The 26340-nt window shown below is 43.6% G+C and carries 24 protein-coding genes; 6 read left to right on the top strand and 18 right to left on the bottom strand.

Translation table 11 applies throughout. The features are described from left to right. Window positions 1-21: 21 nt before the first annotated feature. Window positions 22-1236 carry an ROK family protein gene (locus VL121_RS18060; RefSeq protein WP_325407974.1) on the bottom strand — a complete coding sequence of 405 codons (1215 nt, stop codon included), beginning with the start codon at window positions 1234-1236 and terminating at the stop codon, window positions 22-24. Window positions 1237-1420: 184 nt separating this feature from the next. Here VL121_RS18060 and VL121_RS18055 point away from each other — a divergent pair, with 184 nt between their 5' ends. Continuing rightward, window positions 1421-2755: an alpha-L-fucosidase gene (locus VL121_RS18055; protein ID WP_325407972.1), complete on the top strand. Its 1335-nt coding sequence runs from the start codon at window positions 1421-1423 to the stop codon at window positions 2753-2755. Between the two features lie 108 nt (window positions 2756-2863). Here the strand turns inward: VL121_RS18055 and VL121_RS18050 are convergent, their stop codons facing one another. The 3 genes from VL121_RS18050 to tsaB all read right to left on the bottom strand — a co-directional run bounded on the left by VL121_RS18050 (window position 2864) and on the right by tsaB (window position 4764). After that, a complete protein-coding gene (locus VL121_RS18050) occupies window positions 2864-3532 on the bottom strand; it encodes a rhodanese-like domain-containing protein (protein ID WP_325407970.1) in 669 nt (222 codons plus the stop codon). A gap of 85 nt (window positions 3533-3617) precedes the next feature. After that, window positions 3618-3971, bottom strand: a complete 354-nt coding sequence (locus VL121_RS18045) for an ArsR/SmtB family transcription factor (protein WP_325407968.1) — start codon at window positions 3969-3971, stop codon at window positions 3618-3620. A 109-nt stretch (window positions 3972-4080) separates the two neighbouring features. Continuing rightward, window positions 4081-4764 carry a tRNA (adenosine(37)-N6)-threonylcarbamoyltransferase complex dimerization subunit type 1 TsaB gene (tsaB, locus tag VL121_RS18040; protein WP_325407966.1) on the bottom strand — a complete coding sequence of 228 codons (684 nt, stop codon included), beginning with the start codon at window positions 4762-4764 and terminating at the stop codon, window positions 4081-4083. A 209-nt stretch (window positions 4765-4973) separates the two neighbouring features. Here tsaB and VL121_RS18035 point away from each other — a divergent pair, with 209 nt between their 5' ends. The 3 genes from VL121_RS18035 (at window position 4974) to VL121_RS18025 (ending at window position 7803) form a co-directional block, all read left to right on the top strand. After that, a complete protein-coding gene (locus VL121_RS18035) occupies window positions 4974-5354 on the top strand; it encodes a Rid family detoxifying hydrolase (protein WP_325407964.1) in 381 nt (126 codons plus the stop codon). 273 nt (window positions 5355-5627) lie between these two features. After that, the gene (locus VL121_RS18030; RefSeq protein ID WP_325407962.1) at window positions 5628-6206 is read left to right on the top strand and encodes a hypothetical protein; all 579 of its coding nucleotides are present in this window, start codon (window positions 5628-5630) and stop codon (window positions 6204-6206) included. A gap of 190 nt (window positions 6207-6396) precedes the next feature. Then, window positions 6397-7803, top strand: coding sequence for a vanadium-dependent haloperoxidase (locus tag VL121_RS18025; RefSeq protein ID WP_325407960.1), 1407 nt, complete (start codon window positions 6397-6399; stop codon window positions 7801-7803). A 408-nt stretch (window positions 7804-8211) separates the two neighbouring features. Here VL121_RS18025 and VL121_RS18020 read toward each other — a convergent pair whose 3' ends face one another. Then, the gene (locus tag VL121_RS18020; protein ID WP_325407958.1) at window positions 8212-9057 is read right to left on the bottom strand and encodes a sugar phosphate isomerase/epimerase family protein; all 846 of its coding nucleotides are present in this window, start codon (window positions 9055-9057) and stop codon (window positions 8212-8214) included. 116 nt (window positions 9058-9173) lie between these two features. On the opposite strand from VL121_RS18020, the gene VL121_RS18015 reads away from it, so the two are divergent. After that, entirely contained in the window at window positions 9174-9644 is a 471-nt protein-coding gene (locus VL121_RS18015; RefSeq protein ID WP_325407956.1) for a RidA family protein, read from the top strand. Between the two features lie 15 nt (window positions 9645-9659). Further along, complete coding sequence (locus tag VL121_RS18010) at window positions 9660-10784, top strand: D-TA family PLP-dependent enzyme (RefSeq protein WP_325407954.1); 1125 nt, start codon at window positions 9660-9662, stop codon at window positions 10782-10784. A gap of 8 nt (window positions 10785-10792) precedes the next feature. Here the strand turns inward: VL121_RS18010 and VL121_RS18005 are convergent, their stop codons facing one another. The 13 genes from VL121_RS18005 to VL121_RS17945 all read right to left on the bottom strand — a co-directional run bounded on the left by VL121_RS18005 (window position 10793) and on the right by VL121_RS17945 (window position 26131). Next, entirely contained in the window at window positions 10793-11251 is a 459-nt protein-coding gene (locus tag VL121_RS18005; RefSeq protein ID WP_325407952.1) for a hypothetical protein, read from the bottom strand. A 206-nt stretch (window positions 11252-11457) separates the two neighbouring features. Next, window positions 11458-11889: a cytochrome C oxidase subunit IV family protein gene (locus VL121_RS18000; RefSeq protein WP_325407950.1), complete on the bottom strand. Its 432-nt coding sequence runs from the start codon at window positions 11887-11889 to the stop codon at window positions 11458-11460. 32 nt (window positions 11890-11921) lie between these two features. Further along, on the bottom strand, window positions 11922-12665 hold the full coding sequence (locus tag VL121_RS17995; protein ID WP_325407948.1) for a cytochrome c oxidase subunit 3: 744 nt from the start codon (window positions 12663-12665) through the stop codon (window positions 11922-11924). A gap of 40 nt (window positions 12666-12705) precedes the next feature. Next, window positions 12706-13296 carry a cytochrome c oxidase subunit 3 gene (locus VL121_RS17990; RefSeq protein ID WP_325407946.1) on the bottom strand — a complete coding sequence of 197 codons (591 nt, stop codon included), beginning with the start codon at window positions 13294-13296 and terminating at the stop codon, window positions 12706-12708. Between the two features lie 134 nt (window positions 13297-13430). After that, window positions 13431-14348 (bottom strand): heme o synthase, encoded by a 918-nt coding sequence (cyoE, locus tag VL121_RS17985; protein WP_325407944.1) that lies wholly within the window; start codon window positions 14346-14348, stop codon window positions 13431-13433. A 67-nt stretch (window positions 14349-14415) separates the two neighbouring features. Next, entirely contained in the window at window positions 14416-16221 is a 1806-nt protein-coding gene (locus tag VL121_RS17980; RefSeq protein WP_325407942.1) for a cytochrome c oxidase subunit I, read from the bottom strand. A 47-nt stretch (window positions 16222-16268) separates the two neighbouring features. Next, entirely contained in the window at window positions 16269-17351 is a 1083-nt protein-coding gene (locus tag VL121_RS17975; protein ID WP_325407940.1) for a cytochrome c oxidase subunit II, read from the bottom strand. 47 nt (window positions 17352-17398) lie between these two features. Continuing rightward, a complete protein-coding gene (locus VL121_RS17970; protein WP_325407938.1) occupies window positions 17399-18622 on the bottom strand; it encodes a quinol:cytochrome C oxidoreductase in 1224 nt (407 codons plus the stop codon). A 34-nt stretch (window positions 18623-18656) separates the two neighbouring features. Further along, entirely contained in the window at window positions 18657-19286 is a 630-nt protein-coding gene (locus VL121_RS17965; protein WP_325407936.1) for a c-type cytochrome, read from the bottom strand. 26 nt (window positions 19287-19312) lie between these two features. Next, entirely contained in the window at window positions 19313-19906 is a 594-nt protein-coding gene (locus VL121_RS17960; protein WP_325407934.1) for a DUF3341 domain-containing protein, read from the bottom strand. A gap of 82 nt (window positions 19907-19988) precedes the next feature. After that, window positions 19989-21428, bottom strand: a complete 1440-nt coding sequence (gene nrfD / locus VL121_RS17955) for an NrfD/PsrC family molybdoenzyme membrane anchor subunit (protein ID WP_325407932.1) — start codon at window positions 21426-21428, stop codon at window positions 19989-19991. A gap of 100 nt (window positions 21429-21528) precedes the next feature. Next, on the bottom strand, window positions 21529-24681 hold the full coding sequence (locus VL121_RS17950; protein ID WP_325407930.1) for a TAT-variant-translocated molybdopterin oxidoreductase: 3153 nt from the start codon (window positions 24679-24681) through the stop codon (window positions 21529-21531). A gap of 181 nt (window positions 24682-24862) precedes the next feature. Continuing rightward, on the bottom strand, window positions 24863-26131 hold the full coding sequence (locus tag VL121_RS17945) for a c-type cytochrome (RefSeq protein WP_325407928.1): 1269 nt from the start codon (window positions 26129-26131) through the stop codon (window positions 24863-24865). Window positions 26132-26340 lie beyond the last annotated feature (209 nt).

Here is a 26340-nt window from a genome sequence, read left to right as displayed (position 1 = left end):
AATCTTGTTTAAGGGTTCCTCTCAGGCAGCTTCCTGGATCTTATTTTTACGTGTTATTCCTTTCTCATATTTCTCCATTACCAGGGCCGCGCTGCCTATAAGCTGGGCTTCATGCCCCAGGTCGGATATTATAATTTCGGTATTTGCAGCAAGCCGTGGAATACAATGCTCATTTAATGCCTGCTGAATAGGGGCCTGTAATATTTTGCCGGAAGAAGCCCCTCTGCCGCTCAGCACTACCAATCCCGGGTTTAACAGGTGAATTAAAATAGCAATACCACGGCCAATATTATAACCAGCCTCCGACAGCAGTTCAACCGCAAAACGATCGCCTTTTGCCGCAGCGTCAATAATAGCATCCCCCGCATCTTCCGGACTAAGGAACTCAAGCGCAGCCTTTTTTAAAACTGAAGTGCTGCCGGATGATAACCCTTCCAGCGCTTTTTCTATTACCGCCGTTAAGGAAGCTTCGGTTTCCAAACATCCGCTTTTGCCACAACTGCACAGCTTACCATTCTGAAAAAGCGGGATATGGCTGAACTCCCCCGCAAAACCGTCATCGCCCCTGAATAACGCGTTATTTAATACCATACCCAAACCAATGCCCCAACCCACATTAATGACCATTACGTTCTTTTTATTACGGGCAGCGCCAAACTTCAGCTCAGCCAGCGCAATGAGGCTTGAATCGTTATCAATGAAAGTGGGAACACCGGTTTTGCTTTCAACAAAAGCGGTAATGGTTCCCTGACGGTTTGCAAGAAAGGAATGATTTACACCTCCCCTGGCATCTACAAACCCGGGCATGCTAATACCAATACCCGCAATTTTATTTTTTGCTATGCCCGACTGCTCTATCATGCCGCTGATCTTGTCGGCAATAATGTCCAGCGCCCCGGGATTATTGGCTATATTTAATTCAAAGCGCTCCATTTGTCCAATATGCCTGTTTTGCATGTCCATTATTACTATACGGGTAATAAACTGATCCATGGCAACCGATACGGTATACATAATATCGGGCCTAAGCGCATACATTTGTGCCCGCCTGCCGCCACTGGAAGGAGCATGCCCCGTTTCCACCACAAATCCTTCCTCCACCAGCTCATTTAATATCTTTGTGGTCAGAGAAAGACTTTTTTCAATTTTCATACTCACTTCTGCACAGGAAAGCATCTTGGAAAAATAAAGATGATTCACTATTCTTTTCCTATATAATTGAGTCTTACCAGCCATTTTATTTAAAATAAGGTTAACTTTTTGTGAATTAAACGTTAAAGAAAGTAAACTTTATCAAAAAAAACAAAATGTTTTTAATAAATTTTTAAAATAACTAGAACCCCAGTCCAATTTTCCTATTTCATCTCCGGCAAAATGAAAGATATTTGCTTCACAGAGTATATAAAAAATCAATATAGCTATGATACGTTCACTTTTTTACGCGCTGCTCCTGCTCTTAACCGGCTTTTACGCGCAGGGGCAACCCCATGCCAATGATAACGCTGCCAAGATGCAATGGTTTAAAGACGCCAAACTGGGCATATTCATCCATTGGGGCATTTATTCCGTAAACGGCGTAGATGAAAGCTGGGCGTTTCATAACAAAAAGATGCCGTATGCCGACTATATGAAGCAACTGAATGGCTTTACCGCCAAAAACTATAATCCGGACGCATGGGCGCAACTGATTAAAGAATCGGGCGCCAGGTATGCGGTAATAACTACCAAACATCATGATGGCATTGCTTTATGGGATACCAAAGCCAACAATATGAGTACGGCTAAACTTACCCCCGCCAGGAAAGATGTGATTACACCTTTTTTTGCCGCATTACGAAATGCCGGACTTAAAACCGGGGTCTACTTTTCCATATTAGACTGGAGCCATCAGGATTACCCCGGGTTTTTAAAGGACAGCAGCCGCTACCAGGTAAAAAATGACTCCTCAAGATGGAACAGGTACCTGGTATTTTACCAGTCACAAATAAAAGAACTCAGCACACAATTTAACCCGGATCTGTTTTGGTTTGATGGCGATTGGGAACACAGCGCCGCCGAATGGCAGGCGCAAAAAGTAAGAAAAATGATCCTTGCACATAACCCCAACGCTATTATTAACGGGCGGCTGGCCGGTTATGGCGATTATGAAACACCTGAACAAAATTTTCCGATTACCCGCCCTTCGCTTAACCCATGGGAACTTTGCATGACGTCTAACAACAACTGGGGATACCACCCGGATGACAGCGCTTATAAAACGCCTTATGAACTGATTACCATTTTTGCCGATGTGATCAGCAATGGCGGTAACCTGTTGTTTGACATTGGACCACGGGAAGATGGCTGGATACCCACGGAACAGGTGCACTTATTAAAAGAACTGGGCAACTGGACGCACAAACACGAAGAAGCCATTTTTAACACGGAGGCCGGTATGCCGCCAGGCTATTTTTATGGGCCAAGTACCATATCAAAAGATTCCTCCACCCTTTATCTTTTTGTACCTGCCCTTAACAGGGGTAAATTAGTGATCAAAGGATTGTACAATGCCATTCAAAGCATTAAAGTGGTAGGAGCAGACCAGTTGCTAAGCCATAAAATTGTGGGTAAAATATCGTGGAGCCCGGTGCCGGGTTTGGTATACATTGACGAAATTCCGGGCACGGCTACCGATGGTTATATGACGGTGCTTGAAGTAAAATTAGACGGGCCGATAAAATTATACAAAGGTAAAGGCGGGCTGGGAGCAGAATGAGTTGCAGGTTACAGGTTGCAGGGAAGGGTGAGAAGTGAAAGAAGGAACTACCAGTTCATCATTAGTATACTTTAGCCATCGGCTGATACCTAACACCTGACACCTAACTCAATTCAACGCGCTGCTGTCTTTTACAATGGTAATTCCTTTGGTATGTTTTATAGACTCCCATCCACCGGTAACATTACGCAGGTTATTATAGCCCTGTATTTTAAGCAGCGAAGCGGCAATAACACTCCGGTATCCTCCGGCGCAATACAGGTACAGATTGTCTCTTTCATTAAGATGGGCGATATTGCCCGGGTCTTTCATGTCAATCAGGGGAATATGTAGAGCGTCCTGTACATGGCCGTCCGCATATTCTACCGGCCGGCGTACATCTACTACTACCAGGTTTTCATCAAAGGGAATGTCCATTGCCAGCTCCCCGGCATCCACATCAATGATCATATCAATGGCTCCCCCGGAATCTTTCCATGCTTCAAACCCGCCTTCTAAGTAACCGGCCACATTCATAAACCCGGCATCTGCCAGCAGTCCTGCACAAACTTCTTCTTTTCCCGCAGGAGTAATTAATACAATTTTTTTACCGGCGGGCAACAGGTTAACAGCCCATTCTATAATGGGTCCGTCAAACCCCATAAAAAGAGAGCCAGGTATAAACCCTTCTGTAAAGGTGGCGGCACTGCGGGTATCAACCACTATAAAATGGTCATTATCTCCGAGCAGTTCACTTAATTGCCGGGGAGTAAAAGCATTACGGTGTGGGTACAACATTTCAGACAGCGTAGTTTAAAATGTGTTTAAATAAAAACGGTTGATGATAATGGTACATCAACCGTTTATAGTAAAGCAACAAGAATTAACCTAATAATTGCTCAACAAAATGGTATATTTCGGCTAAACGCTTATGATTCACAGCGTAGTAAATAAACTTTCCCTCCCGGGTAGTACTTACCATGCCTGCTCTTCTTAAGATGGCCAGATGCTGCGAAGCAACCGATTGCTCAAGCCTTAACTGCACATATAATTCAGTAACCGTCATTTTTTGTTTTTCATCCAGTAACTGAATCATTTGCTGCCTCAACTTGTGATTGAGCGCCCTTAAAATAAGCGCGGCTTTTTTAACATTGAGAAAGTCAATCCGCAATTCGGATGCATTCTCCTGCGCCGATCCGTTCAATACCATTGTGTATGGATTTGTAAGGCCTGTCATAGGAATAATAACTTTAAAATTTAATCATTAATATATCAACTGCAAAGATATAACCGAAAACACAAATAACGCCCTCCCACATGTTAAAGTAATAAAAATGTATAGGGTGCTATTTCGCCTTTTCAGATCCTGCAAAATAGAAGTCTTTTACATATAGCGGTTCTGTATACGCCAGGTTGCAAAAGTCATTGTTTTTAAAGGAGTTAAACAAAAGCGCTGACAGGTGAATACCACTATAATCTACCTTTTCAAAACAGGCATTTTCATTAACCGCAGGCATAGCTTCCCATTTAGATGCTCCACTGCCGGAACAAAGGATTTTTTTATACTCCGCCGCCTGTGCAAATAAATCCCCGGAAAGTGTTGCTGCGTGGGGAGATAATACCACTTCCCTGTGCGGGTTATATACTGCTGTATACACTTCATTCCGCCGCGCGTCAATCATCGGGGCGTAAGCATCAAAGCCGGGAAATGCCTCAATGGCCGCCGCGGCCATTACTTCAAGCGTACTTACTGCCAGCAATGGCTTACCGAGCGCATAACAAATTCCTTTGGCGCTGGCCATACCCACCCGTAAACCCGTGTAAGAGCCCGGTCCGCTGATTACGCCAACCGCATCAATATCATTAATATCAACAGGCAAATCGCTTAGTATTTGCTGTATAGCCGGCTGCACAAAAGCGGCATGATCGTACTGCACCGGATTACTCAGTTCCATCAATAATGCGCCATCCCGCGACAACCCCACGAAGGCCTTTTCCAATGCAGTATCAATATGTAACAAAAGGGCCATTTAATTCAACTTTTTAGCGTTTGTCAAAAATAAGTTTAAAAGCCCGAAACCGGAATTTAGAAATCCGAAGGGAGTATAAAGAACCAGGAAACAAATCACAAAAGAAAAATAAAAAGCAAAATTCAAAGCCGAATCCCAAACCAGCAGGCATTGGGCTGATTAAGTAACTTCGCACTTCTACCATTCTTTGCATTTATACTTATATACATATGGATAAAACTGTTCTTAATTCACAAAACGCGCCTGCCCCTATCGGACCTTACAGCCAGTCGGTAATGACAGGCAACCTGTTATTCGTTTCGGGTCAAATAGCCATTAACCCTGCAACGGGTAATATTGACGCAAAAGACGCCGGGGCCGAAACAACACAGGTAATGCAAAACATAGCAGCCATTTTGAGCGAGGCCGGACTTAACTTTGAGCATGTAGTAAAAACAACTATTTTTTTGTCGGATATGAGCTTATTTACCATAGTGAACGAAGTATATGGCAACTATTTTTCGGGCAATTTTCCGGCAAGGGAAACAGTGGCAGTTAAAGGATTACCTAAAAACGTAAATGTAGAGATCAGCGTAATTGCCGCTAAATAAGAACTGCTCATGTTAAGCCAGGCAAATGATGTGTGTATGCTATTGCGAAAAGTGAGCGCCCGCCAGAATGATTCTTTCGGGCTGGCATTCAGGCGGGAGATAGAGGTGAACCGGCAATAGTGTATCTCACCTCCCGCTATTTACCACTTCTCACGTTTCACATTTTGCATTTGGCACAGCACTCATAAGAAGCATGTTATATAAACATGTTCTTTTTTTAATGAAATAGATTTATATTGCAATATCTTTTATTTTTTATTAAAAATAACTGCATTGATTTTACGCCGGTTAACTGCTATATCCCTGCTATTGATCTTTCTCTTTAACCTTTTTGGTTACAGCACTTTACTGCAATATTGGGAAGTACAGCAAAATGCAAAACTGGAAGTACAATTAGATCAGCGGCAATATGACGAAAAGGACCTGGTAGAAATAAAAATTCCCATACATCTTCCTTACCACAGCAACTGGAACGATTTTGAAAGATATGATGGCGAAATAGATATTGATGGCGTGCATTACAAGTATGTAAAACGCAAAATATTCAACGATTCACTCGTTCTCCTGTGCATACCGAACCATATAAAAATAAAGATCAGCACAGCCCGTGACGCATTCTTCAGCCTGGTCAACGATCTTCAAAAGGACGCTGCCAACAGCAAATCATCCCATACTTCTTTTTCTTTTCATTTTTCAGGCGGTGATTATATCTGCCAGGAAAATGAAGACTGGCAGATCATTACCGAAACTCTTGCAGCAGTCTATCATCATCCTGCACCTGCTGCACTCCTTTCTTTTTCTGCCACCTCCCCCTGGCAACCCCCCGATTTTGAATGCCGCGTTTCCTGTTAATTAATCATACCCCGGCGCTGCTGCCTTTGTGTAACAAACAGGCCATACGATGATTTTTTATAAAACAGGAGCGCTGTTACTCCGTATATTTTTTTGCTTATAGACAAAAGCATACCCTGCCATTTGCCCATAAGATGATATGATGTTTTACACTTTATCCCTACTAAAGATTACATTTTATCAGCGCTATATGATGATTGTACATCGCAATAAAATATTAACCAGGCTAATTAAAAACATGAAGAAGTTCATTTGTTCCATTGCGGCAGCAGCCATTGTATTACAGGCATGTAATACTAAAAACGATTACGAAGCGGTATGGAGCAACCCGCTTTTGTACAGCAACATAACCAACCAGTTGACGGAAGTTATTACCTACGATATTTTTACGCCGCCTGTAGCCAGCAGAATTTATGCTTACGCGCACATGGCGGCTTATGAAGTGATGGCACATGGCAATGCAAAATACAGCACGCTGAGCGGGCAACTGAAAGACTGGCAAGACGTACCATCCCCACCTCCCGGCGCACCCATTCAATACCAGTTTGCGGCTACACTGGCATTTATGCAAATTGGCGAGGCGCTAACGTTTTCCAAGGAAACTACCGCTGCTATTACAGACTCGTTGCATCAACTGGCGAAAGATCATGGCATGCCCCCCGATATGTATAACAACTCTGTAAAATATGCAGATACCGTTGCAAAGCATGTATTGCAATGGAGCAAAAAAGATAACTATGCTCAAACCCGTTCGGCGGCAAAATATACCGTGCCCGATGATGAAGGCGAATGGGTACCCACTCCGCCGGGATATTTTCAGGCAGTGGAACCGCATTGGCGGGCAATAAGAACAATTGTTATGGACAGCGCTAATCAATTCATAGCGCCGCCGCCACCGCACTTCAGCAAAGACAGCAATAGCGCTTTTTATAAAATGGTGAAGGAAGTATACCTCACCGGTAAAAACCTTAGTCCTGAGCAAAAAGCCATCGCAGATTTCTGGGATTGCAACGGGTTTAAGATGAATGTAGCCGGGCACGTAATGTTTGCCACCAAAGCTATGACGCCAGGCGGGCACTGGATGGGCATTACCGGCATCATAGCCAAAAATAAAAAAGTGGATTTTGATGAAACAATATATCACTACACCGCTGTAGCGTTTGCCATTATGGATGCATTTATCTCATGCTGGGATATGAAATTCGGATGGAATGTTATTCGTCCCGAAACCTATATCAATAAGTATATTGATGAGGACTGGAAGCCTGAATTGCAAACACCGCCTTTTCCTGAATATACCAGCGGTCATGCTATCATTTCCACGGCTGCTGCTACCGTGCTTACTTCTATTTATGGCAATGGCGAAAGCCTGCCATTCCGCGATACTACGGAAAGGGCATGGGGTTGGCCGGACAGGGATTTCCAGTCGCCCCTTGAAGCTGCAACGGAAGCCGGTATCAGCCGATTTTATGGCGGCATTCACTACCGGAATTCTATTGATGTAGCTGTAAAGCAGGGAGAAAAAATAGGAGCGCTGGTTACGACCAAACTAAAAATGAAGAAGAAGGAAACACAATATGGCAAGCTTTCTGAATAAACTTTTTTGTTATTGCGAATAATACAAATCACCGTAAAAATATAATATATAAAAGCCGTTTTGGAGTTTTAAGTATACAAGAGACGCCGCGATTCTTCGCGGTGTATTTTTTAAATTTTAAAAACCGGGTATCATGAAGCAACTACTATTCAAAAACCTATGTTCTGCCCCCCCCGGCATATGACCTTCGGAAGGAACAGGGTTCAATACGGCATCAACGGTGCGGATACAGGAACGTGAAAATTTGAAAACGGAAAGGGATGTTACAGGTGTCAGGTGTCAGGTGTCAGGTATCAGGTGTCAGGTATCAGGTTGCAGTATCAGGTTGCAGGTTAAGTAAACCTGTACATATTCTACCTCAAGCCTATTAGCCTGTTCAAATCATCAATTTCAAATTTCAAATCCCGGTTATTTCAGCAACTTCAGGTAAGCCAGGCTAAGCGGCACCTGCTCTACCGAACGGGAGGATTCGTCTTCAATAAAATAGTGTTTTACGCCGGCTTTCTTTGCCGCCTTCACTATGGCGGCAATGCCCACATCGCCAGAACCCAGTACCACATTGGTTTCTACATCCGCCTCTCCCTTCTGGTTGCCCACTGTTCCGGCTTTCCTGTCTTTAAGATGCAGTAAAGGAAAACGTTTGGGATATTTTTTAAGCAATGCTACCGGATCCTGACCGGGATGTTTTACCCAAAATACATCCATTTCAAAGTTCGCATAAGCGGGATTCATATTCTGCGCCAGGTAATCAAACAGGGTGCCTTTGCCATAAGCGCCAAATTCATATCCATGCGGATGATAGCACAAAGCAATACCATTTTCTTTCAACAATTTCCCGGCCGTATTAAATACGGTAACCGCATTTTTTGCGTCATCAATGGTAAAAGCATCTGCATGCGGAATCCAGAACACCACCACGTATTTTGCGCCGTAGGTTTTAGCCAGATCAACAGATGCCTGCGGGTTTTTGGCCAGTTGCTGAAAATCGGCGCCCACACTCACCATTTCCAGGTTATTTTTCTTCAACAGTGATTTAAACTCATCCACAGGTAACCCATAGCTATCCCCGCCTTCCAGCTCCTTAATGCCCATTTTACTTATTTTTTCGAGCATAGCGGGCACGTCACCCGGCAGTTGCTTTCTGAAACTGTATAACTGCGCGCCAATTTCCTGCGCAAAAACAGGCAGGGCAATAAGGAACAGCACTGCCGCCGTGCATATTTTTTTAACTATACTGTGGGAGTTACAATACATACCAAAGGTTTTTTTCTACACCTAAAAAATGAAATCTTTATAAATATACAAAAGATTTATTCCTTTCGGGTATCACGCAATTGATGAATATATTTGCTGAACTAAATTGTATTGATATGCAAGACGGAACTGCCGAAGAACGATTAGTTCGTTTAGGATTAACACTGCCACCGGCACCAAAGCCAATGGGCGTTTACAAACCCTGCCTCATTGATGGTAACCATCTTTATCTTTCGGGACACGGACCCGTGCAGGAAGACCAAAGCCTTATAAAAGGACGTATTGGAAAAGATATGGATGAGGAACAGGGTAAACTGGCTGCAAAGCAGGTAGGACTTACGATGCTGGCAACCATAAAGGCCCAGATCGGTAGCCTCGACAATATAAAGCGGGTAATTAAAGTACTGGGCATGGTAAATTGCACGCCCGAATTTGAAAAGCAACCTTATGTAATTAACGGCTGCAGTGAATTGTTTGCGGCCATATGGGGAGAAGAAAATGGCGTAGGCGTTCGCAGCGCAGTAGGCATGGGCTCCTTACCGGGCAATATACCGGTGGAGATAGAAGCGATATTTGAACTGGTATGATAAAATAAATGGGTTATGGCTGATTATATTCCTTCAACAAATGAATGGTATAAGGTTGATGATATTGACAAAGTAGATTCCCCGGCATTGCTGTTGTATAAAGACCGGGTAAAAGAAAATATCCGTTTGTTAAAAAGCATGGTAAGCGATGTAAGCATATTGCGGCCGCATGTTAAAACCAATAAAATGGCTGAAGTGTGCAGCATGATGCTGCAGGAAGGCATAACCCAGTTTAAATGCGCTACCATTGCGGAAGCCGAAATGCTGGCAACAACCGGGGCGCCGGATGTACTGCTGGCTTACCAGCTTGTTGGTCCTAAAGCAGAACGATTTGCGAACCTTATTAAAGCATACCCTGCTGTTTATTTTGCCTGTTTAACAGATAATGAAGCCAACGCAAAACACATCAGCAAGGTGGCTGAGGCGCATGGCATTGTAATGAATGTTTTTATAGACCTGAATATCGGGATGAACAGAACAGGTATTGTTCCCGGAAAAGCTTTACCGCTTGTTGCGTTTATCCTGTCGTTGAAAAATGTAAAGCTGGTTGGTTTGCATGGCTATGACGGTCATATACGCGATACGGATACCGCTACACGGCAACAAAATAGTGATGAAGGATTTCAGCAGGTAGCTGCACTGCATCAAAAAATAGCAGAAATCCATCAGCGCGCTTTAAAAATGGTAATGGGCGGCACACCTACTTTTCCAACGCATGCCCACCGGAAAAATGTGGAATGCAGTCCGGGTACTTTCATTTTTACCGACTGGGGATATAAGCATGCTTTCCCGGATGAAGCTTTCGACTATGCGGCCCTTGTAATTACAAGGGTTATTTCCATCGTAGATGAGCATACCATTTGCACCGACCTCGGGCATAAAGCTGTTGCGGCTGAAAACCCGTTACCGCGGGTTCACTTTTTGAATGCCCCCGATGCAGTACCCACAGGGCAAAGCGAGGAACACTTTGTATTGCGTGTGCCCAACGCTTCTTCTTACCATACGGGTGATGTGCTATACGGCGTGCCGGTACACATATGCCCTACCGTTGCCTTATACGATAAGGCTTACGTGGTGGAAAATAAAAAAATTACTACCCAATGGGAAGTAGTGGCGAGAAAAAGAACCATCAACTTTTAAACAGCTTCTCAAAAACTTACGCCGCTCCGTATCCTGCTTAGCAACTGGTTGTAGCAATTGTTTACTAATCTTTCTGCCAGCTCCTCCCGTAATGGCGGACGCTGCGTCCCGGTATTATTGATCAGGCTCCGGTCCGAAGCCTCCAGAGCCTCCTTGTAGCCGCTATAGCGCGCCACTTCATGCGGCCCCTGGTTGTAATATTCTTCCGCTGCTTTTTGTTTCGCTTCCTGTATTTTAAGGGTAGGGCTCCAGGGGTTAGGAATTACTTTGGCAGCCGCCGGAATGGATTTGATCTGGCTATACATTTGCGCAGCCACCTGGAGCTGGCTGGCAATTTCCATCCACCGGTCACCGGCACTCCCATTATTATAGGTATTGCTGTTCATGGCTTTACGTACATCAGACGCCTGCCTGTATGCTTCCGGCAGTAAAGCTGCCGCGTCTTTATCATCCGCATTTTTCTTCAAACGTTCCAGTAAGGCAAAAACGGTTTGGTCATCTGCCGTATACCCTTTTTCTATTGCCGGGTAGAAGAACAGCTCTCCGGCAGGAAGGCACTTAACAGCAGTGCAAAAGTACTCCGCATAGTAAAAGATTTAGCTACATCTACAAAAAAACCATCGCTGGTTGGGCGATGGCATAAAAATAAAAATATGATCAGTATTCCCTACATTTAATTCAGCGTTCCGGGTTTCTGCACATCGTGAGGCGCTGCCTGCTCGGTAGGAGCCGGCACATTAAACTTGTTGCGCAGGTTTTTATATGCCACACCGTCCCACAAAAAAGCAAGGATAAACCATATAAACAGTAACAACGGTACCAGTATAGTAAGCTTAAGGTTCCTTACTTCATCTCCAAGGTGCATGAATATAGATACAATATATACGGCTTTGCATATGGAAAGAATGATCATGCCTCCTTTCAAAAACATTAATAACCACCCTTCTACATGAAAAGCGTAGTGAGACAAGCCCAGGGCAAGCTCAGCAATAGTAAGGATGAGCAATATCCAGAAGGTTTTCCATATCCTTTTTGTATTAGGGGCCGGCTCGTGCTGAAACGTTATTTCGGGCGCAATTGCCATTGACTGATTTGTATGTTCCATGTGTTGCGTATGCTTTTAGTACAATAAATCGGTTAAATAAGATAAAAACAAAGAAATACAAATACCCATACCAGGTCTACAAAGTGCCAGTATAAGCCTACTTTTTCCACCATCTCATAATGTCCTAAACGGGCAAAGCGTCCATTCACTGTCCAGAAATACATCAATATGTTTAAGAACACCCCAATTGAAACGTGAAACCCATGGAAGCCTGTAATTCCAAAAAAGGAATTTCCAAAGCCAACCGGGCCTGGTAAGGTAACCTGGTGGCCATTGTGAAATAGCCCGGGAACTATTGGCCCAAAATGATTATGCCTTATGGTTGCCCCTATTTCCTGTATTTGCCCGTCCATTAAAACCGGATGTGTATGCGTAATGAGGTGCGTCCATTCCCAGGCCTGGCAACCCAGAAACAGGAAGCCGCCCAAAATGGTCCAGAGCAACCATTTTTCCACACCTTTCTTATTTCTTTTATGTCCTTCGTGTACGGCAAGCACCATCGTAACCGAACTCATAATCAGGATAAAGGTCATTAAGCTCACAAAAGCCAGCGGCAGGTTAGCATCCCCCATGAGCGGGAATGTATTAAAAACATGATTGGGATCGGGCCAGTAATTATGGCTTACCCGTATAGTGCCGTAAGCAATAAGCAAGGCTCCGAACGTAAAGGTGTCACTCACCAGGAAAATCCACATCATTAGTTTTCCATAGCTTACATTATAAGGGCTCTTCCCCCCCGTCCACCATTTATATCCGGCCGGTATGTGTGTTGACATGTAATTTAAATTTTATTATAAATGCTCTGTTTTGTTCCTGTTAGTGCAATAAATGAAAAAATATAAAAATGTATACCCAAAGAATATCTACAAAATGCCAGTAGGTAGCTACTATTTCCACAGGCGTACTATCATAATTGCGTTTTTTTGCACTAAATGCTTTTAAAAAAATTACCAGTAAGGCAACTACACCCCCCAATACATGCACAATATGCAACCCGGCTATAGCCAGTACAAAGGAATATGCCGGATTGGAACCAATGCCAGTCATCTTCATTCCCAATTCCTCAAACTGATAGAAACCGCTCACCTGCAATGCAACGAATGCGACACCTAAAAGCGAGGTTACCGCAAAAAGCAACCTGTATTTAGCCATCCGGTGCGCTTTAAATGCTTTTACAGCTACCTGAATGGTTACGCTACTCGCCAGTATAACCAGGGTAGAGTAAGAAAATATACGCGGCAGCGTAAAACTTTCCCAGCCCGGCTGGCTCCGTTTTACAATATAAGCGCTGGTAAGCCCGGCAAACATCATAATGATCCCCGCAAGGCCAAGCCACATATTAAACTTGTACGGATGTATCCTGTTTTGCTGCGCACTCATCATTTCAATCATTATAACTTGTTTCATTTAACAATATAAATAGCTTGTTCAGCTTTCAGCTAAAATATACTAACGATAAGCTAACTTCTTCCTTTTCACTTCTCACCTTTCCCTATCTACCGGCTTTCAGCGGTGAGCTATTAGCGCCATGTTTAAATCTGCTATACGCCTGCTACTTTGTCGGCAAGTAGGCTTAACAGCACTACCGGCAAATAAATATAAGAACTAAACATTACCCTCCTCGCTGCCTGCACATTCATCTCCCGGTATAAACGTATGCTTTGCCAAACCATAAATAAACCAGCTACCAATATAATAACCAGGCTAACCTGTCCGCTCATATGTATCAGGTAGGGTATTATACCCGCCGGTATCATTAAAAGCGAATAGATAACAGCCTGTATCGCCGAATATTTTGTTGGCCCTGCATCTGAAGGCATCAGCTTAAACCCTGCCTTACTATAATCTTTATGCGCTACCCATGCAATAGCCCAAAAATGCGGGAATTGCCAAAAAAACTGGATAGCAAACAAAGCCCATCCGCCGGCGCTCATTTGATCTGTAGCCGCCACCCAGCCAATAAGACAAGGTAATGCTCCCGGAATGGCGCCCACTAATACAGAAACGGAATGCACTTTTTTTAAAGGGGTATATATAAAACCATACAGGAACAGGCTGAATAGGCCCAGCATAGCCGCCGTCCAGTTAAACCAGTACCCCACTATCAGTATACCCGCCACACCGGCCAAAGCAGCAAAAACTGAAGCTTCGGAAACGCTCATTTTGCCATTGGCAACAGGGCGTTTAGCCGTACGCTTCATCAATGCATCGGTGTCTTTTTCCGTTATCTGATTAATCGCATTGGCAGATCCAGTAATAAGCAATCCGCCGGTAAATAATAAAAGAACTGATAAAAAGTTAAACGTAATATTCGGCGCCAGTAAATAACTGATCACACATGAAAATACTACCGTAAAGTTGAGGGTGAATTTTATCAGCAGCATATAGTCTTTGAGCTTGTCAATTACTATAAAAGAAGCTGAATGCCGCACCCCATCGTATGTTTCCCTTACCTTCAAAAAACGCTGTTTTAATCTATGTCTCTTTCTCTATGTCTTACACACTTTATATACGCCAGCCAATTTATCAGTGTTTTGATTCATCCTTGGTTACCGGCTCTGTTTGCGGAATAAAATCAACACCATCTTTTCCATAATCATAGGGCCAGCGGTGTACTTCAGGAATTTCGCCAGGCCAGTTGCCATGTCCCGGTCTGATAGGTGTTGTCCACTCCAGGGTGGTAGCGCCCCATGGATTTTTCGTAGTTACTTTTCTTCCTTTGAAAATAGAATAGAAGAAATTAAACAAAAACAGCAACTGCACCAGGAAAGATAATATAGCGGCAAAGCTGATCACCTGGTTCAGTTCTGTAAACTGCTTGAACGATTCCCAGTTTGAATAATCGTAATAACGGCGCGGCATACCTGCAAATCCTTCATAGTGCATGGGCCAAAATATAATATAGGCGCATGCCAGCGTAATCCAGAAATGAATATAGCCCAGGGTATTGTTCATGTACCTGCCGTACATTTTAGGGAACCAGTGATAAATGCCGGCGAACATGCCCATAAAGGCGGAAACACCCATTACAATATGAAAATGCGCTATTATAAAATATGTATCATGTACATGTATATCCAGGGTTGAGTTGCCTACATATATGCCGGTTAACCCGCCTGAAATAAACGTGCTTACAAATCCTATACAGAACATCATTCCCGGTGTAAACCTGATGTTGCCCCGCCATAAGGTAGTAAGCCAGTTAAATACTTTTATAGCAGAGGGTACGGCTATCAGCAGGGTAAGCAGCACAAAAACAGAACCTAAAAATGGATTCAGTCCGGTTACAAACATGTGATGCGCCCATACCAGGAACGACAGCACGGCAATAGCAAATAAAGAAGCCACCATGGCCATATACCCAAAAATGGGCTTTCGGGCATTGATAGACATTACTTCGGAAACCAATCCCATGGTGGGTAATATAATAATGTACACTTCGGGGTGGCCAAGGAACCAAAACAGGTGCTGGTATAATATGGGGCTACCGCCTTCATTAGGTAAAATTTTACCGGCAATTACAATATCAGAAAGGTAAAAGCTGGTACCCAGGTGCCGGTCAAACAGCAACAGAATAAAGCCGGATAAAAGAACGGGAAATGATAACAACCCTAATATCGCAGTAAAGAAAATTGCCCATATGGTTAATGGTAACCTTGTCATGGTCATTCCCTTAGTACGCATATTAAGGATAGTAGACACATAGTTAAGTCCTCCCAGCAATTGCGACACAACAAACAGCGCCATACTGATCAGCCACAAATCCATCCCTATTTTAGACCCTATGGAGGCATCTCCCAGTGCACTTAACGGAGGATACACCGTCCACCCGCCTGCCGCAGGGCCTGTTTGAACAAACAGGGAAGACATCATAATAATACTGGCCAATACAAAAAACCAGTAGGAAAGCATATTCATAAATGGCGAAGCCATATCTCTTGCACCTACCTGGAAAGGGATGAGAAAGTTGGCAAAAGTGCCGCTCAGCCCAGCCGTAAGTACAAAAAATATTAATATAGTGCCATGCATGGTACCCAAAGCATAATAAAACTCAGGCGATATCTTTCCTCCTTTGGCCCAATGTCCAAAAATATCTTCCAGCCAGGGAAGCGTGGCTTCGGGGTATCCTAACTGGATCCTGAACAATACCGACATCAGCCCGCCTAAAATCGCCCATATCATTCCTGTTATCAGAAATTGCTTGGCGATCATTTTATGATCCTGGCTGAATACATATTTAGATATAAAAGTTTCGTGATGATGGTGTGCGCCCTGGTGTTCATGTACCTCATGCGAGATAACACCAGTTTGAATTACAGCTTCGTTACTCATTACAAAAATATTTTACTAATCAACAATTTCATATATTCAAATCAACATCAGTGTGCTTCCGCGTGTGCCACAGCAGTTTCCTGTGGCGCTGCCGTATATGCGGCTCCCGCAGACGCAGGCTTTGCCGCGGGAGGAACAACGCCATCGGGATGCGCAGTAAGAAACTGTGGTTTCTGTGCTGCCATCCACTTGTCAAATTCTTCCTGTGTGTCTACAACAATCACTCCTCTCATAGAGTAATGCCCAACACCGCACATCTGATCGCAGGCAATTTCGTATACAAAGTTTTCATTGCCCGTTATTTTTTTCATTTCGGCTGTTGTATACTTGGGCGTAAACCACATGGTAGTAGGCGTTCCGGGTACTGCATCCATCTTCAGCCGGAAATGCGGTAACCCCACATCATGAATAACATCCTGCGAACGGATAACCAACTGAACCGGTTTATTCACGATTAAATGTAACTCCGAAGGATGCAGATCATCATGATTAGCCGCATCATTCCAGTCCTGCCCTAACGGGTTATTTTTAGCGGGATCCACTAATTTATAATGCTGGCGTCCCAACACATTATCCTTCCCCGGGTAACGGTATTCCCACCCAAACTGGTGTCCTGTAATTTCAACCTGCATAGCGGTTTTTGGCGCGTCCCCGGTTATCTTAAACCAGTAATACAGTCCAAATGCCACCAGCACGGTTAATGCAATAGCCGGTACGGCGGTCCATAATAATTCCAGCTTATTGTTATGCGGATAATAAAATGTTTTTCTCTTTTCAGAAGCCTGGTACCGGAACGCGAACCAAAAAAGCAGCACCTGGGTAATAATAAATACCAAACCGGTGATGGCCAGGGTAATCCACATCATGGTATCTATATTTTCACCATGATCGGATGCAGAAGGCACCCCAAGCAATGTTTTTTTATATAACACTTTATTACACCACCAGGCAGCGGTAAGTCCTACAACCAAAAAGACCAGCATCAAAAATGCATTGATACGGTTATTTTGCTCAAAGGCCTTCTTTTCGCCTTTTAAAACAGATACGTATTCACTGGCTTTTGCTATCTGAAAAATAACAATGAATACTAACAGCACTATTATGATAATAAAATACTCTGTGGAAGTCATTTTATATAAAAATTATTCTTGAATAATCAGCACTTTTCTACTGCACACTATGTATGATGAATTAAACTTTCTTTAAAATACGGATGGTATACTGGTACCAAAGGCGCTTTTGCCAAAGCCCTCCCGGTAAAGAACATCAATATTCCGATAAAAAAAGCCAGCATGCCCCACTCGTACCAGCCCAGGCTAAAATGATCGCCCATAGCGCCCGGCATAACCATCTGGTAGAAATCGAGCCAGTGACCCAGCACAAGCGCTATTGCCATAAATGTCATAATAGCGTAGTTCCGTTTAGATCCCCTGGTCATTAATATGAGTATGGGAGCTATGAAGTTAATAATAAAGTTAAACCAGAATATGCCTTTGTACACTCCCTGCAGCCTCGGCTTAAAATAAATCGTTTCTTCAGGAATATTAGCATACCATATAAGCATAAACTGGGAGAACCACAAGTAAGCCCAAAATATGGAGAATGCAAAAATGTATTTACCAATATCGTGCAATTGTTCATGGGTAGTATGCTCTAAGTAACCCTGGTTTTTTAAGAAAATAACAAACAGGGCTATCAGCGCCAGCCCACCCACAAAGCTACTCATAAATGTATACCAGCTATACATGGTAGAATACCAGTGCGCATCGATGCTCATGAGCCACAGCCAGGGAATGGTTGATCCGGTTGTTAAAGCAAAGAACACGATAAATATGCCCGCCCAAACGGTATTGTTCCATATATACTTACGGGCTTCTTCGCCAGTTATTTCTCCTGCATCGGCCCGGAGCGATAATTGCTTGATCTTTCTGCCAACCAATATCCATATGCCCAGTGTTAGAACAGTCCATACAAAAAAGAAAGTGGGATTAAGAAATCCTTTTTTCCAGCTAAGTATCTTGTCCGTTGCCACTGCCTCCTTATCAAGCCAGTGATAAATGTGGTGCTGATGACCTGCAACAATACCAATAAATACGATCATGGATACTACAGCAAAAACCGGCACCACCGCGGCAATAGCTTCGGGTATTCTTCTGAAAGTGGTTTGCCAGCTACTATGCCCGAGTATATTGATACATATGAAGAACATACAGGCATTGCAGATCATAAGAAAATAAAGGCTGTTTTGCAGCAGCCCGGCCCAAAACCGGGTTTGGTCATGTTCATCTTTACTAAGACCAAGGAAGAAAAAACCTGCCAAAAATGCTACCAGGCCAACGGCCAGTAAGCCATACGTCCATTTCCTGTATTTGGCCGGAACTTCAAATTGTTGCTTAATCATCCTTCAATGAATTTTTTTAATACTTAATCAGTTTCTATTTTGCTGCCGCGCTGCTGTCGGACACAGCGGTAGTTATATCTTTTTTTACGCCCTGCTTTCCTCTCATGTAATCTATCACCATCCAGCGTTGCTTCGGATTTAACTGAGAAGCATAGCTTCCCATTTTGTTTTTGCCATAAGTGATGGTGTAAAAAATCTGTCCGTCACCCTGGCTAACAATGGCAGGGTCTAACAAATTTTTGGGAGCGGCGGGAAAAGGGCCGTCTCCATCTTTCCATAGCGGACCGTTACCATCCAGTTTAGAACCGTGGCATATGCCACAATAAATTAAATACAATCTTTCCGCCTCTTTCAAATCGGCCTCATTTAATGCAGGAAGAGGGTTCTGCACCGTTCTGGCTTTAGCAAAATTGCTGGTATCTCCTGCAGCATCCTTTTCTATACGGAAAGGGAGTAACTGGCCTCTTGTTATGGTACCGGCAACGGGGGTGCGGTTGGTTTGCTTATCGGGAAAAATATCATTCTCCGAGTTGGTTTCATAAGCGCGGCTGTAAGCCATATCGGGCATATAGGTAGCGCCGGGCTTTTTATTATTATTACTGCAGCTTGCCACAGTCAATACTACCGCAACAAAAACGCATGCTATAACTGGTATCTGTTTCATTCGGGAATAAGTTTGTCTTTTTTGCATTAAGCCGTTAGCATATCGGTTTTCTGATCAAATAATTTTTTGTCCATGTCGTACCTTCCTAACCACCAGCCGGTTTCTGCCATTTGTATATTCACTTCTTTTGCGCCCGCCGCAGACAGGAAACTTTCTGCCTCCTGCACATTGGTGCCTGAAGTGCATTCAATAACCATCACAAACTGGTCATCGGTTGCCCCGGCGTGAAAATGATGTTTTTTTACAAAAGGTGCCAACTGGCAGAGATAACAAAAAGTGAGGGTCATTCCTACGCCGGAAAATAAAACCGTTAGCTCAAACATAATAGGAATCCAGGCTGCAAGAGAAAAATGGGGCTTACCACCGTAGTTCTGCACCCAGTCCATAGTAAGTATCCAGCTAATAAAACCCAACGCGGTAGTAAGGCCGGTAAGCGCATATATAAATCCTGCCGTATGCAGGCTGGTATCCCTCATGCCGAGCTCCTTATCTAATCCATGCAGGGGGAAAGGGGTATATACGTCATGAATCTTATATCCTGCTTTACGCACTTTCCTTACCGCGGGAAACAGTATATCTTCATCATCAAAGCATCCCACTACAAATTTTTTTATTGTCATAACCTTAAACCAACGGGTTTTTTAAGGTGAATAAATCTGTGTTCAATATGATTCTATGTTCCGGACTTTTAACTAATTACCCTCAATGCTGGTGTGTTTTAGTATAAAACTCATCCGTACTCAATTTTTCTAGATCCTTCATTTTAGCCTTATAATTTTCACCGGTTGTTTTCAAAACATGCTTGATTTCCCAAATAGCAATTACAGGGAAGTATTTTGAGAACAGGAAATAACAGGTAAAGAATAATCCGAAAGTGCCCAAATAAAATCCTATTTCATAAATACTCGGACGATAATAGAGCGACCAGGAAGAAGGAAGATAATCGCGGAAGATGGAGGTAACAATAATTACAAACCGTTCAAACCACATGCCCACATTTACCACCACGCTCATGATAAAAGTAAACTCTATATTTCTCCTTAGTTTTTTAAACCAGAATAGCTGGGGGGAAACCACGTTACACGTCATCATAATCCAATAGCTCCAGCCATAGGGACCAGCCAGGCGGTACTTGAAAAAAGCATCGTATTCATATATGTTAGCACCATACCAGGCCATGAACAGTTCTGTAAGATAGGCGCAACCCACGATAGAGCCTGTTAGTACAATTACTTTGTTCATGGCTTCAATATGCCCGATAGTAATATAATCCTGCAGGTTCATTACCCTGCGGGTGATCAGCATCAGCGTTTGCACCATAGCAAACCCTGAGAACACGGCGCCGGCAACAAAATAAGGAGGAAATATAGTAGTATGCCACCCGGGAACAATGGAAGTGGCAAAGTCGAATGATACAATGGTATGTACAGACAATACCAGCGGCGTACATAACCCGGCAAGTACTAATGAAAGGCTTTCATGACGCTGCCAGTGTTTTGTAGAACCTGTCCATCCAAATGAAGCTATGCCATAGAATAATTTTCTGAATTTGGTTTTAGCCCGGTCGCGGAGCGTTGCCACATCAGGTATTAAACCTGAATACCAGAATAACAGGGAAAGTGTAAAGTAGGTTGATATGGCAAACACGTCCCACAATAACGGTGAGTTAAAATTAGGCCATAAGGGACCGCGGCTGTTTGGATAAGGCATTACAAAAAATGCCAGCCATACTCTACCCATGTGCCAGATAGGGAACTGACCCGCGGCCATTACCGCAAAAATAGTCATGGCTTCCGCAGCGCGGTTTACCCCTGTTCGCCAGCCCTGGCGGAACAGTAAAAGAATAGCGGAGATAAGGGTGCCGGCATGACCAATACCGATCCACCATACAAAGTTGGTAATATCCCAGCCCCAGCCAACGGTTTTGCCCAGGTTCCACTGACCAACACCATAAGTTACTTCGCGATATATGGAATACACGCCGAACAAGAGCAGGGCGATGGATATATATAGTCCGATATACCATAAACGGGTAGGCTTGGTTTCAATAGTATACACAATATCTTCCGTAACCCTGCTGTAGGTTTTGTCTCCATCTACCAATGGTTCCCTGACGAAAGATTCGTATTTAGTCAAACTCATTTACTAATTAATTTTATCCTGCAAATCCGTAACAGGAGTTTGTATATTAATGTTGAGAAATCAGATATCTTATTATGCTACGTTTAGTATACTTATTTTCTTAATGTTGCGCCTTATGCGCGGCGGCTTTCTTTTCCGCAAATTCATCTTTAACGCCTACGGGTCTGCCGGTATTTCTTATTTTAGCAAGGTAGTTGATATTGGGCAGCACATGTATGTGTTCCAGGGCATAGTATGCACGCTGGTTTTGTTCCTGCGTACGAATTTTATACACTTTGCTTTCTTTATCATTTACGTTGCCAAATACAATGGCTCCTGTAGAACAGGCCTGCATACAAGCAGTTTTTACATCCCTGATCACGGAGGGATCCTGCGATTTTTTAGCTACTAATTTAGCATCCTGCAAACGCTGTACACAAAAGCTGCATTTTTCAATTACCCCGCGTGAACGAATGGTTACATCAGGATTAAGCACCATGCGGGTCAGGTCTTCATTCATCATCAGCACGGCATCATCCAATTTACCCACTCCTTTATGATGCTGGTTATCGGGGAAACTGTCTGCCCCGTTATAATCGGCCCAGTTAAAGCGGCGTACTTTAAACGGACAGTTATTGGCGCAATAGCGGGTACCAATACAACGGTTATACGCCATCTGGTTTAATCCTTCCGAGCTATGGTTGGTTGCCGATACCGGGCATACGTTTTCGCAGGGTGCGTTATCGCAATGCTGGCAAAGCATGGGCATAAACACTACGTTCAAATTATCTCCTTCCGTATTATCGCGGTAAGAGGCAAAATAACGGTCTATACGCAGCCAGTGCATTTCGTGCGAACGCTTTACTTCACTTTTTCCTACAACAGGCACATTGTTTTCGGCCATACAGGCAATGGTACACGCACCGCAGCCTGTGCAGGCATTCAGGTCAATGCTCATGCCCCAATGCGCTCCCGGCGATTCATACACGGGATACAATGTACCTTCCGCCCGGAAATCGCCTGTTTTTTTCGCAAAATCTTCTGCCAGCTCCTGGCGGTAATCCGGAATAGCTTCGGGGTTCTTTTTGAAATCGGCGAGGGCATATTCTCTCACCACTTCCACACGGCCTTCGTACTGGTTGTGTGTTTGCGTATACGCTATATCGTAAGTGTCTTTCGTTTTTTTATAATCTGTTACACCGGTAACATAATACTGGCGGGCGCCTTCTTTGGCACTTACCAACGGGTAAGCATTGTAACCCACGCCATTGGCTGCACGTCCGGCGCCTTCGCTTCTTCCATATCCTACCGCAACGCCAATTACATTAGGATGCACGCCGGGTACTGCCAGAATGGGCAGCTTCACTTCTTTTCCATTGATGGTAAACGCTACCACGGGCTTATGAAATTCTACTTCATACTGATCGTCTAACTTAATACCCAGTTCGGCTGCCATGGCATAGGAAATAACAGCGTAGTTGTCCCAGGTAGCCCTTGTAATAGGATCGGGCATTTCCTGTAACCACGGATTGTTTGCAGCAGCGCCCGTGCCCATCGAAACTTTTTGATACAATACCAGCTCCACTTTGCCAGCCGGGCTTCCGCCACTAAGCTTTGAAGCGGCATCCGCTACTCCCGCACCATTATAAACTGCGGTGGCGAAAGATAATGCAGCCGGTTCCACTACGCCATCCTGCAAGGCTTTATCAAACGTACCCTGGCTGCCTAATTTTGTAATCCAGTAATTTTTAAAATAATCTTCGTAGTCCGTATTGCTGCCGCTCCACTTTAACAGCGAAGTTTGAAAATACCTGGTTTTAAATAAAGGCGCTATAGTAGGCTGAAGCAGACTAAAGAACCCGGTGCGCCCTTCGGCATCGCCCCAGCTTTCGAGGTAGTGATGATGCGGAATGATGTATTTGCATAAGCCGGAAGTTTCATCTGCCCTGTCGCTGAAGGAAACCGAGAGCTTTACCTTTTGCAGTCCCTTAATAAAATCTGCCGCGTTATGATAATTATAAGCCGGGTTGGCTTCATATATAAACAATGCGCCTACACTTCCTGCATTCAGGTCTTTTACCAACTGGTCCATTTCGCTGTCTATACCCTTGCGGGTTAATAATGGATTGGCCCAGTTAATGGTAGTGCCGTTAGCGCCTACCATTTCATTAATAGCGTTAACCAGCACCTGTATATTGGGGTCATTGCTGCCACATACCACCAGCGCCGCACCTTTATTATCGTTGAGCAAACCGGCAGTAAGCTCAATTCCTTTTTTCAGCTTTTCATCGGCTATAGCAGGAGCACTTACATTGCCTCCCAGTTTAGCCAGCAGGTTAAGCACTACCGCGCCTGTTTCCGAAGGGCGGTGGATATACCTGTCATCTGCATTGGCTCCTGTTAAACTAAGCACGCCTTCAAACTGGATGTGCTTGCTCATTTCAGGATTTTTCTGGTTAATTTTCCGGCCTGCCGCATACTGACTTGAAAATTCATCCGGGCTTAACCATGTGCCCAAAAAGTCGGCATCCAGTCCAACAATAACTTTCGCTTTATCAAAATGATAGGTAGGAATTGCTCTTTTACCGTAAGCTATTTCATTGGCCAATAGCAAGCCGCTGTAGGAAACTGCGTCATACTGTACATGACGGCTTCCGGGGTATTTTGCCAGGAAATCGCTGATAATTTGCTGGGTAGTAGGGGAATTAAGGGTAGAAGTAAGTAAAACAACCTGCGACCCCGATAGTTCACCGGTAATTTTTTTGTCTATCGCTTCAAAAGAAGGAAGCTCTTTTAATTCTTTAGCTGCTATTTCTACAGGATAACGCAGCCTTCCCGTGTCATATAAATCAAGTACTGAAGCCTGCACTCTTGCAGATGTACCTTCACCTTTTGAATTAATAAAAGAAAGCGGGTTGCCTTCTAATTTAATAGGCCGTCCGTCTCTTACTTTTGCCACAACCGGTACCACATCACCCTCTGCTACAAAAGTAGTAGCGTAATATTGCGCTACGCCTGGTGTTAAATTCTCGGGCTGATTAAGATAGGGGATACTTTTTACAACAGGCGTTTCACAACCTGCGGCTAATGCAGCGGCAGCGGTGCTAAACCCGAGGTACTTCAGAAAATCCCTGCGCGGGCTTTTGGCATCCAGTATGCCTTTACCATCTTCTTCAAAGGGCAAGTCTTCCTGAAACTCATCTTTTACCAGTTTCTGGTAGCCTTCTGTATTGTTTAGTTCACCTAAGTTTTGCCAGTATTTTTTTTGACTCATACCCAACCCCAAAAGGAGCTTTTAAATTCCGGAATTTACCAGTTTCACTTATCATTTCCGCTTACAATCACAATCCGGAAAAATGTTATTAAATAAATATAATATACTTCGCTTTTAAAAAATTTATTTGCCAACGCTAATCATGAGATACAGGATATCTCTTTATTAGATAATGGTTACATTAATAGTGGCATTTCTGACATTCAATTCCACCAATCATTTCTACTGTTACACTATCAATTTTCTTGCTCCTGATGTCATCGTGAAACTTTTCATAAATACTGTAAAACTTATTATCCGTGAACTGAACCTTCGTATCGCGGTGGCAATTCACACACCAGCCCATGCTTAAATCGGCAAACTGGTGTACTTCATCCATTTCGGTAATATTACCATGGCATGTCTGGCATTGCTGCTGACCTACCACTACGTGCTGGGAGTGATTAAAGTAAACGTGATCGGGCAGGTTGTGGATACGTTCCCATTCAATAGGTTTGCCCTCTCCCGTGTATTGCTGCTTGTTGGGATCCCAGCCGGCATAAGAATACAGTTTCTGAATTTCTGCTGTTCCATTTACCTCCGATCCATCGGGACGGAATAACTGAGGTCCTTTTGTGTATTCATTGATCGCCATATGGCAATTCATACACACATTTACAGAAGGAATATTCGCCGATTTTCCTTCCTGCGCACCGCCATGACAATATAAACAACTGATTTGATTGATACCCGCATGTACCTTGTGAGAGTAAAAAATAGGTTGCTCGGGCTCATAGTTCTGATGGCGGCCCAACCCTATAGCGCCCTGTATGGTATAATATCCTCCAACTAAAAATAAACAAATGATGCCCAGCGCTATATATAATTTATTCCGGTAAAAAGGAACAGGTTCTGAAGCATGAATGCCTTCTTTATCATCAGACATTTTTTTCAGGTTACTGTTTACCTGTAATAAAGTAAGCGCTATAACCGCTAGTATAAGCGTAAGCACACCATATAATAAGGTGTTGTCGGTTTTGGGTTCGGGTGATACCGCTGCCCCACCGGGCGCTGTTTTAGCGCCGCCACCCGGACCTGCGGTAAATGTGGCGTTTACATAATCAACAACAGCATCTATTTCCCCTTCTGTAAGATCGGAAAAGCCTGGCATTAATATATTGTTATGAGAAGCTTTTAAACCCTGCGTGTAGGGGTCATTGGCTATGAAAGCGGCAGGATTGTGAATCCATGCATATAGTTTCTTTCTGTCGCTCCATGGGCCGCGCTCTTCCATTCCTCCTAAAGCAGGACCGGTAGAATTTTTAAAAACGTTATGACAGGCAGCACATTTTGAGTTAAAAATGGCCTTACCATCCTGTGCATTGGTTATAGTAACCAGAAAAAAAAGAGAGAAGACAAGCGCTGATCCAAATATTAATTTTTTTACAACAATTGATCGGTGGTAGCTCATTATATCCCGGAGTTTGTGTTGAGGTGAACATTCCGTACGCCTGCAAAAATAGGTCAAGACGTTGATAAAATATTAACATTTCCGAAAAAAATTTTCCCTGATCTGGCCTAAGTTACAGCACATCTTCACTACGGCTTATAAATTTTTGTCATGTTTTTGTAAGTTCGTCTATGCATCATATTTAGATTATCACAGTTATTGATATTCCC

The organism is Agriterribacter sp., from assembly GCF_035497235.1.
Lineage (GTDB): Bacteria > Bacteroidota > Bacteroidia > Chitinophagales > Chitinophagaceae > Agriterribacter.
The sequence above is the reverse complement of the archived record's forward strand: the minus strand, read 5'-3'. Positions and strand labels throughout refer to the sequence as shown.